The sequence below is a fragment of the Portibacter marinus genome (genome assembly GCF_021533195.1).
GTDB lineage: Bacteria > Bacteroidota > Bacteroidia > Chitinophagales > Saprospiraceae > Portibacter > Portibacter marinus.
The window spans coordinates 35,561-48,372 of the sequence record NZ_JAJNKB010000006.1 but is presented as its reverse complement, the minus strand read 5'-3'; the positions used below and the strand labels follow the sequence as shown (position 1 = coordinate 48,372).

Annotated in this window: 9 protein-coding genes; 3 read left to right on the top strand and 6 right to left on the bottom strand. The window is 35.9% G+C overall.

Annotation, left to right across the window (positions count from 1 at the left end; translation table 11 throughout):
• Positions 1-149: 149 nt before the first annotated feature.
• On the top strand, positions 150-2,609 hold the full coding sequence (locus L2567_RS14140) for a ligase-associated DNA damage response DEXH box helicase (protein WP_235298447.1): 2,460 nt from the start codon (positions 150-152) through the stop codon (positions 2,607-2,609).
• A gap of 483 nt (positions 2,610-3,092) precedes the next feature.
• The gene (locus L2567_RS14135; protein WP_235298446.1) at positions 3,093-4,163 is read left to right on the top strand and encodes a COX15/CtaA family protein; all 1,071 of its coding nucleotides are present in this window, start codon (positions 3,093-3,095) and stop codon (positions 4,161-4,163) included.
• Here the strand turns inward: L2567_RS14135 and L2567_RS14130 are convergent.
• The gene (locus L2567_RS14130; protein ID WP_235298445.1) at positions 4,150-4,545 is read right to left on the bottom strand and encodes a septal ring lytic transglycosylase RlpA family protein; all 396 of its coding nucleotides are present in this window, start codon (positions 4,543-4,545) and stop codon (positions 4,150-4,152) included. The genes L2567_RS14135 and L2567_RS14130 overlap by 14 nt on opposite strands.
• 170 nt (positions 4,546-4,715) lie before the next feature.
• Here L2567_RS14130 and L2567_RS14125 point away from each other — a divergent pair, with 170 nt between their 5' ends.
• Positions 4,716-5,774 (top strand): proline racemase family protein, encoded by a 1,059-nt coding sequence (locus L2567_RS14125; RefSeq protein WP_235298444.1) that lies wholly within the window; start codon positions 4,716-4,718, stop codon positions 5,772-5,774.
• A 413-nt stretch (positions 5,775-6,187) separates the two neighbouring features.
• Here the strand turns inward: L2567_RS14125 and L2567_RS21335 are convergent, their stop codons facing one another.
• From L2567_RS21335 to L2567_RS14105, 5 genes are all read right to left on the bottom strand, one after another.
• A complete protein-coding gene (locus L2567_RS21335) occupies positions 6,188-6,427 on the bottom strand; it encodes a Fic family protein (protein WP_406626704.1) in 240 nt (79 codons plus the stop codon).
• Positions 6,428-7,075: 648 nt separating this feature from the next.
• The gene (thrC, locus tag L2567_RS14120; protein ID WP_235298443.1) at positions 7,076-8,392 is read right to left on the bottom strand and encodes a threonine synthase; all 1,317 of its coding nucleotides are present in this window, start codon (positions 8,390-8,392) and stop codon (positions 7,076-7,078) included.
• A 28-nt stretch (positions 8,393-8,420) separates the two neighbouring features.
• Positions 8,421-9,341: a homoserine kinase gene (locus L2567_RS14115; protein ID WP_235298442.1), complete on the bottom strand. Its 921-nt coding sequence runs from the start codon at positions 9,339-9,341 to the stop codon at positions 8,421-8,423.
• Positions 9,342-11,786, bottom strand: coding sequence for a bifunctional aspartate kinase/homoserine dehydrogenase I (gene thrA / locus L2567_RS14110; RefSeq protein ID WP_235298441.1), 2,445 nt, complete (start codon positions 11,784-11,786; stop codon positions 9,342-9,344).
• Positions 11,783-12,793, bottom strand: a complete 1,011-nt coding sequence (locus L2567_RS14105) for a homoserine O-acetyltransferase family protein (protein WP_235298440.1) — start codon at positions 12,791-12,793, stop codon at positions 11,783-11,785. Before L2567_RS14105 ends, thrA begins: the two co-directional genes overlap by 4 nt.
• Positions 12,794-12,812: the final 19 nt, after the last annotated feature.

Sequence of the window (12,812 nt, the reverse complement as noted above, 5' to 3'; positions counted from 1 at the left end):
CAGAAAACAAAAATGGCCGTGACAAGAATGCAACGGCCATTATATATGCACTGACTAGTTATAAATTCTATACAAATTCAACAATTATCAGGAATTGTTTGTAATTACACTGGGCTAGAGAGTATCGTTCGATCTAGTTGATAGTATAAATGACAAATAAAGAGTCCATACAATTCGCCTCCTCATGGTTCAATGCCAATCAATGGCAAGTATACCCATTTCAACGTAACGCTTGGACCCATTTTTTAAATAAGTACTCGGGAATTGTCAATGCACCAACCGGAAGTGGTAAAACTTACTCCTTGCTGATTCCGGTCCTCTTAGATTACCTGCAAAGAAGAGAATTGGCTGGAACTGAAATAAGAGGTTTGCAATGTATATGGATCGCTCCAATTAGAGCATTGACCAAAGAAATTAAACTTGCCGCTGAAAGAGCCATCGATGGTTTTGGATTAGATTGGAGGGTAGAAATCAGGTCAGGTGACACATCGACTACTGATCGAAAGAAGCAGTTCGAAGATCCTCCTGAGATATTAATAACTACTCCTGAAAGTTTGCACATTATACTGTGTAACAACAATTACCCTAAGCTATTAAAGCATCTAAAAAGTATCATAGTAGATGAGTGGCATGAATTAATGGGATCAAAGCGTGGTGTCCAGGTTGAACTCGCCTTATCACGAATAAAGAACATAACAGAAGACCTTAGAATCTGGGGTATTTCAGCAACCATTGCTAATTTAGAACAAGCTAAAACTGTACTATTGGGAGTCACTGATACAGATAGCAATTCAGTGATTATAAAAGCCAATGTAAAAAAGGAGATTGAAATTAAGTCCTTAATACCAGATCAAATTGATAATTTTCCCTGGGCTGGTCACCTAGGAATTAAAATGTTGGACCACATCATTCCGATCATCTACGAAAATACGACTACCCTTGTTTTTACTAATACCCGTTCCCAATGTGAAATATGGTATCAGAAAATCTTAGACCGTGATCCTGAACTGGCTGGATTGCTTGCCATGCATCACGGTTCATTGAGCAGAGAATTAAGGGAATGGGTAGAAGAAACTTTACACCAGGAAAAATTGAAAGCTGTAATTTGCACCTCTAGTCTTGATCTAGGCGTAGATTTTAGACCTGTCGAAGCTATTATTCAGATCGGCAGTCCTAAAGGTGTTGCTAGATTTCAACAGCGAGCTGGGAGGAGTGGACATGCTCCTGGTAAAGTGAGTAAGATTTACTTTGCTCCTACACATTCTTTAGAATTAATGGAAGCCGCAGCATTGCGATATTCTATAGAAAATGAGATCGTGGAGGAAAGAATTCCATACATCCGATCTTTCGATGTGCTGATTCAATATCTGGTTACACTTGCAGTTTCAGGTGGATTCAAACCCGATGATATATATAAAGAAATTAAAAGCACTTTCTGTTATGAAAGTGTTACCCGTGAAGAATGGGATTGGGTTCTTAATTTTTTGGTCAATGGTGGTGACTCTCTTCAGGCATACGATGAATACCAAAAGTTAGGGGTTTCTAATGGCGTCTATAAGGTATTAAACAAAAGAGTGGCGACCATACATAAAATGTCTATTGGAACCATAGTGGGATCTGTTAGTATAAATTTAAAGTATGCCAACGGCAAAAAGATAGGTACCGTAGAAGAATACTTCATTTCACAATTTCTTCCTGGCGATGTTTTTTGGTTTGCAGGAAGGCCTCTGGAATTAGTCAGATTGAAGGGCTTAGATGCACAAGTAAGAAAAAGTACTAAAAAATCAGGTAAAATTCCCTCGTGGCAGGGTGGTAGAATGTCTTTGTCGTCGAATTTAGCCGAAGCTTTACGATCTCAATATGTGAATCTAAAGAAAGGTAATTACGATCTATCTGATCCTGAGTTGATGACCCTAAAGGATTTATTTGCTAAGCAGGAAGAAATTTCCCACGTACCTGACGAAACAGAATTCTTAATTGAGTATTTTCAAACGAGGGATGGTTTTCATCTTGTGATGTTTCCATTTGAAGGTAGATATGTTCATGAAGGACTGGCAGCATTAATCGCTAGACGCCTATCGTTCAAATTACCCATTAGTTTTTCACTGGCTATGAATGACTACGGTTTTGAATTGTTATCCGATCAATCTATTGATGTAGCAAAATATATCACCCATGATATTTTCTCTACGGTTGAATTATTTGAAGATATACAAGCGAGTATCAACGCCATTGAGTTGGCCAGAAGGAAATTCAGAGACATCGCTAAAATTTCAGGTTTACTGTTTGAAGGATTTCCAGGCAAAACCAAAAAAGAAAGGCATCTACAAACAACTTCTCATCTATTGTTTGATGTCTTTCGAGAGTATGAACAAGACAACCTATTGTTCCAACAGACCTTTGAAGAGGTTAGAACCTTTCAATTGGAGGAAGACCGAATGAGAAAAGCCTTAAAAAGAATTGGTCAACAAAAATTGATTATATCATACCCAGATAGACCTACACCTTTCGCTTTCCCTATCATTGTCGACAGTTTGAGTCGAGATAAACTGACATCTGAAACACTAGAAGATAGAATAAGGAAAATGACTATAGAATTAGAAAAGTAATAAACATTATATTATTTTATAATATATAAGTACTTAAAGCATAATTTTAATTTAATTCTTTTATCCACATTTTATATGTTAATCCATGTTGGTAATGCCCTACTTATCCACTTATATAAGTTACCAACACTGTTTCATATTAAAAAAATTAATATATGAATTTTTCTAATGTTTTTATGATCACCGGAAGTGACTTTACTCACTTAAATTTTCTCAGTTAGTTATCAAACGAATGGTTTTAAACATTCCACAAGTCAGATGTTAACTTAATATGTATCAAAGCATTAATACTAACCTATATGTTGGTTTATAAACATAAAATGATAGTAATCAAAATCGGTAATAAGTTGTTCAATTATTACAAACAAACTAACAGTGCTGATAGTAATGATTCCTTTATTAATAATATAGAATTATTATAATTAGAGAAGAAAGGATATTGAGAAATTAAAAGTGCTTGTAGAGTTTTAAATTTGCAGAAGAATGTCAAAAGAAATAGAAATGGAGGTTTCGAAATGGGTTAAGATCTGGTTGTATGTGGGTTTAATAATGCTGATGGGACAAATCATTATCGGAGGTATTACTAGACTTACGGGCTCTGGACTTTCCATAACGAAATGGGAGATCGTAACAGGAACTTTACCTCCTACTAATGAAGCCGCCTGGGAAAAGGAATTCGACTTGTACAAAGAGACACCACAGTACGCAAAAATAAATGAAGGGATGAGTATGAAAGAATTCAAATTTATTTACTTCTGGGAATATTTCCATAGACTGTGGGCCAGAGCTATGGGCATTGTCTTCATGGTACCCTTTATCGTTTTTGCAGCAAGGAAAATGTTGCCTAGAAGTTTGATGTGGCGTTTGGGACTGGTGGTACTACTAGCTGCTTTAGCAGCTTCATTTGGATGGATTATGGTAGCAAGTGGATTGGTGAATAGACCTTGGGTTAATGCTTATAAGTTGACATTGCATTTGTCTATAGGTATTTCTGTATTCATAGCTTTGTATTGGGCAGTCTTAAATGTTGAAATTCCCATAATGAGAATTATAGAAAAGCAGACCAAGTCTATGGCTAAAGTGTTAGTAACGTTGTTGATAATTCAGATTTTATTAGGCGGTTTAATGAGTGGTATGAAAGCTGCATTGTTTTATCCTACCTGGCCTGATATGAATGGAATGATTATTCCACAAGTACTTTTCAACACTTCACATTGGAATGTGGAAAGCATCATCAATTATGATACTAATCCTTTTATCAGTGCATTGGTCCAAGTTTTACATCGAACTATGGCTTACATAGTATTTGGGTATGGATTATATTTTGCATGGAAATTATTTAGAAAGAATCTGGGGAGATACTCAAGTATTCCATTGGTGATTTTTGTGCTTTTGTTATTAGTTCAAGTACTCTTAGGTATCATTACTTTAGTGATGAGTAAGGGGAGTATTCCAGTATTTTACGGTGTAATGCATCAAGGATTCGGGATTCTTCTTTTGGCTAGCGCAGTTTATTTTTTATTCATGTTTCGTAAGAAACTCATTCATCCTTAGCCAGGCTTTGTAAAAAATCATCGCTGACATTTGCCTGTAGAACTACTTCGGTTGTTCCGGATTTTAAAAATTCCAAAGAGTCTGCTGCTCTTCTCGTTAGATCTATTATTCTGTCTTTTGCAAAAGGTCCTCGGTCGTTAATTTTAACCATGATAGATTTGCCATTTTCAAGATTGGTTACTTTTACCTTTGTACCAAATGGCAGTACTGGATGAGCAGCTGTTAAAGAATCCTGATAGAAAACTTCTCCACTAGCGGTTTTTCTTCCTATAAATAGATTGGCATAAAATGACGCTTCTCCGATTTCTTCGTAGTTGTATGAAGGAGAGCAATTAAATATCAGTAATAGGACCACTAAAATGAAAAAGGAAGATGATTGCAAATTGGTTTAATTTAGTTTGATACTAATTTATACTTTTATTACATGAAAGATCTCTGTTTCTTCATCTTTTTATGTTCCACGTGAAACAATGGCTAGGCTTGAAAGTTTCAGTCATCGTGAGGCTGTCCATTGTGCATTAGCAGTGAATATTGATAAAATTGAATTCACATATGATAGAAAAAATCCGAAATACTCTAAAATCACCTTTCAAAAGTCACTGGCTAAGATTTGAAGTCATCGATCTACATACAGGAGGTGAGCCACTTCGAGTAATCTTACAGGGATATCCGGAAATTAAAGGAGCCAATGTTCTGGAAATGAGAAGGTATTGTGAAGAGTATCTGGATGATTTTCGGAAATTGTTAATGTATGAGCCTAGAGGACATGCAGATATGTATGGTTGTATTTTGACTCCTCCAAATGATGAAGGTGCTGATTTTGGGATCATATTTATGCATAATGAAGGATATTCAACCATGTGTGGTCATGCCATTATTGCCATTTCTAAACTAGCAGCAGAGATGGAATGGATTACAATTCATGATGGTGAAAATATTTTGAGAATTGATGCACCATGTGGAAGGATTGTAGCCACCATTGTAATAAAAAGGGGAAAAGTAGAACACATTAGTTTTCAAGGTGTACCAAGTTTTGTTGTTGGATTGGATTTGAAAATTAAAATAGCAGAAATAGGCGAGATCGTGTATGATCTAGCTTATGGTGGAGCTTTTTATGCTTATGTAGATCTAAAGAAAAATAATCTTTCTTTTCATTTAAATAAAGACCACTATCGACCAATTATTGAATGTGGTATGAAAATAAAGAATGCCATCATTGAAAGTAAATTAAAGATTGCACACCCATTTGAGCAAGATCTAAGTTTTTTATACGGTACGATTTTTATTGATCATTCAGTGCAAAAGGGTATTTCAGATAGCGTCAATGTTTGTGTTTTTGCAGATGGAGAAGTGGATAGAAGTCCAACGGGTTCTGGTGTGTGCGGCAGGATGGCTATTCATTTTCAGAGAAATGAAATTGATATTGGCGAAAAGATGAAGATTGAAAGTATAACCGGGTCTGTATTTGAGGGTTGGGTTCGAAAAAAAATCGATTATGGTGAATACAAGGCAGTTATTCCTGTTGTATCTGGATCAGCATATATTACAGGTCAACATACTTTCTGTTTGGATCCGGAGGATTACTTTCAAAAAGGAATTTTACTCAGGTAGCTGTAGTTATTCAAGGCCAGCAAAAAATACAAATTAGCATCAGCTGTTAATACAATACATTCAACCGGATGTAAGTTGAAGAAAATGTTGTATATAATCGAACTGTAATACAAAAGGATTCATAGAAAAGGTATGCTAAATGAAGAGTTATAGACTAGTCCTGGACAATGTGAAAAGTTATCTTTCTATTTTATATTTGATTGTTCGATCATCTCCTTTTTACTCAAACTTCTTTAATTGAACTGCTTTACTCAATTGTCTGGAAGCTGTCTCAGTCGAAATTTCCTTAAACATAGCGAGATAAGATTTTCGCGAAAATTCTTCATTTTAGAAATTTTATATAAAATAATCAATCCATACTTCATCCGATAATTGGATTCTTTGAGACCCAATTATTTGTTGAAGTGATTAGTTTAAAATGTTAAGCATATATTCAATAAATACAGTTGATACTCCTTGTTTATCAGATATTGATAATAAATATAGTATTGTGACTGTGTGTTTCTAACTTTTTCCTCATTGGGTAAAAATTCTAATAATGGATTTTTTTTCATCATAATGATAGTCTGCCATAAACGAGCCATCCTTTCATTGCCATCCATGAAAGGATGTATAGTTTCCATTTCATAATGAAACACACAACTTTTTATCATCAGATTATCTTCTCTTGTAGCTAAATAATTAAGCAGCTCACTCATTAGTTGAGTGATGTTTGTCAACACATTTGGTTATAAATCGGCCTATATTCTCTACTAATTCTTCCATTAATTAGAAATGTGGACATAAATAAGGATCTATGTAATACGGATCAAACTGATCGAATTGGTTGTAAGCATTTATTGCATTCTTGACTTCCAATATATCTTTTGAAAGGCCAATTACTCTCTTATTTTTAAAAAGCGTGGTTACTTGGTCTAGGGTTAAAGTTTTTCCTTCGATTTTAAAGGAAGATTGGATTGACTTGATTCGATTTTCTTTTCTCACATTGGTTTTAGGCTTTCGTAAATAGGTGGTATCTACAACTCCTAAAAGTTTTCCTATTTCTGTTGAAAGATTAATAATTTCAGGAGTTCCATCATGGTATTTTGAATCGCGATAGTATCATTTGATAGCATAAGTATACATTGTATTAGATAAATGATTTGAAATACTTTCAAATGATGCGATCATTCATTTGACCTAACTAAGTTAGATGACTTATTGTGGAGGAGATTTATATAAAAATGAATATGATCAAACGAACTTTCACATTTATCTTAATGATGAGATGTCAATCTTGACAATTCACATTATGTGACGTATCAAATGGTAGAAGAGTTCTCAAAATGATCACGAAACCATTTCCTAAATCCATAGTAATCAGTTCCTAGTTGATGATATACTTCGTCAAGGTGTCGTAGTTCACTCAGTCGTTTTGGGATTTCAATAGACACATTTAAGGTATCTTCGACTGTCTCCTTAAACTTGCTAGGATGTGCAGTTTCTAGGAATATGATGGGACCCCTAAAATGCGTCTCTTGTAGATATTCTACTGCAGCAAGATATCCAACTGCACCATGTGGATCCATTAGATATCGATATTGCTTGAAAACTTGCTTGATTGCTTGTCGCGTTTGCTCATCAGTATAAGAGTATCCTTTCAATTTATTTTTTACATTGTTCCACGTGGAACCTAACAACTTTTTAAGTCTTGGGAAATTCGAAGGGTTTCCGACGTCCATAGCATTACTTATAGTAGCCCGAGATTGTTGGGGTTGGTACTTCCCGGATTCTAAATATGCCGGAACAATATCATTTATGTTGGTAGCCGCCACAAAATGTTTAACGTTTAGCCCCATTTGATACGCTATGATTCCTGCTGTTATATTGCCAAAGTTACCTGAGGGTACAACAAATACCACTTCTTCTGCTGCTTTTAATTGAGCCACAGCATTAAAGTAGTAAAACGACTGCGGTATTAATCTTGAGATATTAATAGAATTAGCTGAAGACAAAGTAAAATCATTACTTAATTTCTGGTCTAAAAAAGCCTTTTTTACAATTGCCTGGCAATCATCAAAGGTGCCATCGATCTGTATTGCAGTTATATTTTGTCCTAAGGTAGTCAGTTGTTTTTTCTGAAGTGGACTTACCTTACCCTTTGGAAATAAGATGACAACTCGAATGCCCTTTACACCTAAAAATCCAGAGGCAACAGCACCACCTGTGTCCCCAGAAGTTGCTACCAAAATGAATAATTCACTGTCTTCTTCTTTAAAATACTTCATGACTCTTGACATGAAGCGTGCGCCAAAGTCTTTGAAAGCCAACGTGGGTCCATGAAAAAGTTCTAATGAGTAAATATTATCATGAATTGGTACTATAGGTGCTTGAAAATTTACAGTTTCACGGACTATCGATTTTAATATATCGTCAGGTATACTATCTTTTAAAAGTGTTTTAGCTACTATGTAAGAGAGTTCCTCAAAACTATAACTTTGCAAATTTTGTAAAAATGAGGAACTTAATGATGGAATATCTGAGGGCAAATATAAGCCATTGTCCGCAGGTAAAGATTGCAACACTGCTTCTTTTAAATCAACCTTTAGGGATTCGTTATTTGTACTGTAAAGATCCATATTCATAATATAGTTAAGCATTCAGAATCTAGCACAAGATAGCTCCTTCCTTATTGATCTTGGAATGAAAAATAGTAGATTCGATTTTACTATCAGAAAATACACGCTGCATGGCATTTGCTGCGTTTTCTGCAATTAAACTGTTGTCACAAATGGCAAATATGGAGGGACCGGCACCTGAAATACTGCAACCTAAGACTCCTTCAGATAAGGCTGCGTTTTTTACTTTGTAAAATTGTGGTATAAGATGCGCTCTTTGAGGTTCTATGATTACGTCAGTCAGCGAGTTCCTGATAAGATCAAAATTAGATGTTTGCATTCCCAATATCAGTCCGGCTAGGTTTGATGACTGTGCAATATGCTTACTCATCTCGACTTTATCCTTTAATATACCTCTTGAATCTTTGGTCAGAATTTCAATGTGAGGATGAATGACCACGATATGTAATCCCCGTGGAATATATATCTTGTAAAAATCAAGACTGGGAGTATCGCGAATCAAGATCATTCCACCTAGTAATGAAGGTGCAACATTATCCGCATGATATGCCCCATCTGCTATTTGTTCACCCAGTACAGCAAATGGAAGTAACTCTGATTTACTAAGAGGTCTTCCCAGAATCTCATTGACAGCCATAGCACCAGCTGCCGCGCTAGCAGCGCTTGATCCTAAACCAGAACCAAACGGCATTTTTTTGTGGATTTCCATTTCTATACCCCCTTCGTATTCCAGATATTCCAAGAGCTTTATAGCGGTATATCCTGCTGTATTCTTCATAGGATCGTAAGGTAATTTGCCCCCAGTAATCGTACTGATCACAAATCCTTTAGTATCCTTTTTTCTAATAATAATCTCATCTCCAGGCTGCTCAAGTGCAAAACCTAATACATCATACCCGCATGCTACATTAGCCACCGAGGCTGGAGCAAAAACTTTTAATCCTGACATCTAAGTAAAACTATTACTAATTCCAATAATTTCTGCGAAAACTCCTGCTGCTGTTACATCTGCACCTGCTCCCGGACCACGAACCACTAATGGCAATTCCTGGTATCTTTCAGTAGTGAAAATGATCATATTGTCACTACCTTTCAGACCATAAAATGCATGATCTGCATCTACTGATTCCAGTTGTATGGTGGCCATATCGTTTTCATACCTTGCGATCATTCTTAATTTTTCATTCTTTGATTCCGCCTCTTTGACCAGTTTTGCGAAGTGCTCGTCATTCTTGGCCAATTCATCATAGAATGCTTCCACGCTTTCTGCTTTTCTACAAGATAGCGGAAGGATATACTCCACTTTAACATCTTGCATTTCAATTTCTGCTCCACTCTCTCTAGCCAATATGGTAATTTTACGTTTAATATCTCCTCCATTCAAATCCTCTCTGGGATCAGGTTCTGTATATCCAAGTTCCTGAGCTTTTATAACGATCTCTGAAAAGGTATCTTCTGATGAAAAGGAATTGAAAATGTATGATAATGAGCCCGATAAAACTCCTTCTATTTTCTTAATTTTATCACCACTGTTGATTAAATCTTTGAGTGTATTCAAAACTGGCAAACCTGCTCCAACGTTGGTTTCATATTTAAATTTCACACCTCTTAATTTGGCAAGATTTTGAAGTTTCTCATAATATTTAAAAGAGGAGGAAGCGGCAATTTTATTGGGGGTCGATACCGAGATGATATTGTTTAAAATGTATTCGTACTTTTCAGCAATTTCCGGACTGGCAGTATTATCTATAAAAATGGCATTCCTCAAATTCAATTCAACCATCTCATAGGAAAACTGATCCATTGAAAATGTTTTTCCTTGCTCCAAATCTTCCTTCCATGAAGAAATGTCAATTCCATGCTCGTTCATTATATATTTTCGACTATTCGCGATACCAACGATCTTTAAGTCAAGATTCCTTTCCTTAATCAACTTATTTTTCTGCTTGTCAATTTGATCAAGAAGGGTAGAACCTATCAGACCTACGCCGATCATAAATACATGAACTGCTTTGGTTTCCGATAAGAAAAAAGACTCATGTAAGGCATTTAATGCTTTTTTTTCATCTTCCTGATGTATGACTACCGAAATATTTAATTCTGAAGAACCTTGAGCGATTGCAATGACATTGACCCCATTTTGTCCCAGCGATTTAAATAATCTTCCTGCTATTCCTGGTGTTTCACGCATATGTTCCCCAATGATAGCAATGACAGATAAAGCTTCTTCTTTTTTAACATGATTAATAGACCCACTTTTTATTTCGTGTTCAAATTCTTTTTCAATGGCAATGATTGCTTTTTTGACTTCTTTGGGTTGGATAGCAAAACTGATGGAATGTTCAGATGATCCTTGCGTGATCAAAATAATGTTGATCCCTTGTCGGGCAAGTGAGGTAAAAAGCCTTCCAGCTGTACCAGGTACTCCAAACATACCTGCTCCTTGCAAAGACAATAAGGCAATATTGGAAATGGAAGAAATCCCTTTGACTGGCTTTTGGTTTTCGCCCTTTTGGTTTGAAATCAATGAACCCCGATGTTCAGGATTAAATGTATTTTTTATGTAAACCGGTATTTTAGCCTTCAGCGCCGGTTGTATGGTAGGAGGATAAATGACTTTCGCACCGAAGTGTGACATTTCCATCGCTTCTTCATAAGTCACTGTTGGTATGGTGAAAGCATCTGGTACTTTTCTTGGATCGGCTGTAAGGATTCCATCGACATCAGTCCAGATCTCAATACATTTCACATTTAATGCAGCACCCAAAATAGCAGCTGTGTAGTCTGAGCCGCCTCGACCCAGAGTAGTAGTCAATCCACCAGTATGGGAAGAGATAAATCCAGTGACTACTTGTATATTGCCTACATTGGAATAATGCTCTTCAATGGCCTTATTGGTTTTCTCAAACTTTACATTTGCCGAACCGAAAGACTTATCCGTTTTAATAATCTTTCGCGCATCTAAAAAATCTGATTTTAGGCCTTCATTGGATAATACATGGCTAATAATGTAAGCTGAACATCTTTCTCCGAATGATAAAACATAATCCATTGTTCTGGGAGTAGCCTCCATAAGTAAATGTATTCCGTCCAGAATGTTTTTCAATTCATGATATCTTGACGCTAATCCATTGAGCGTTTTCTCCAGGTTGTCATTCTCTAAAAGTAATTTTGCACATTCATTATGGCGAAATTTAAATTCATCAAAGTAGGATAAATAGTCTTCAGAACCAGAGGCTGCCACTTCACTCATTTGTATGAGAAGATCTGTTATACCTCCCAAAGCAGAAAACACAACTGTAAATGGGTCTTCCTGAGATTTTAGTATTTCAATTACTTTTTTGATTCTTTCAGCACTTCGAACAGAAGATCCACCAAATTTTAAAACTTTCATTTCTGTTTATTTAAGAAATCAATTGCAATTGCATTTATTTTTTCTGTTTCGATAAGAAAACCGTCATGACCAAATGCAGACTCTATAAAATGTAATTCGCTGTTAGGAATATAATGATGTAAAAATTCCTGTTCCTCTATCGGATACAGTATATCAGAATTTATACCAATAATTAAACTGTTGGCCACAATTTCCGATAATGCTTTCTCAACACCACCTCTATGCCTTCCGACATTATGAGAATCCAATGTATTTAACAAATAATAATATGAGAATGCATTGAATCTTTTCGTTAGTTTTTTTCCCTGATATCTGATATAACTGTCTGATTTATAGCTAATTAAGGTGTCATCTTTATCAATTTGTGCGTTGATAAAGCTCTTATACGTGCGATAAAATAACATTCCTACACCTCTGGCCGTTTCTAAGCCCTGCATTCCGGCATCATCTTTATCCATTTTCCAGGTTGGATCTGTTTCGATGGCCATCTTGTGCACAGTGTGTATGGCTTTTCCCCAAGATGATTCTGCAGCACTAGTTGCAATATATACTGCAGAATCAAAATCTTCCGGATAAGAAGCATTCCATTCCAGTAAAACACTTCCACCCATGGAACCTCCGAGACCCATGGAAATTTTAGGAAGACCTAGATGTATTTTCAATAACCTGAAACAAGAAACAATATCTCTGATTGTCAAATAAGGAAAATCATAGTAGTATTTGCCTCCATTAGGCTTTTCACTTAAAGGACCGGTAGATCCATAGCAAGAACCTGGCATATTGGCACAAACAATAAAATCTTGAGTGGGATCAAGCATTTTTCCTTTACCAAAAAGTCCAGACCACCAAGAGCCAGCATCAGAATTTGCCGTCAAAGCATGGAAAACCCATTTGACATTGCTGCCATTGGAATTCACTTTACCATAAGTATGGTAAGCGAGGTCAAAGGGAAAATGGACACCACCAAATTCTGTAACAATCCCTTCCTTACTGGAAAACAGTTTCATATTATACATTTACAAGAAC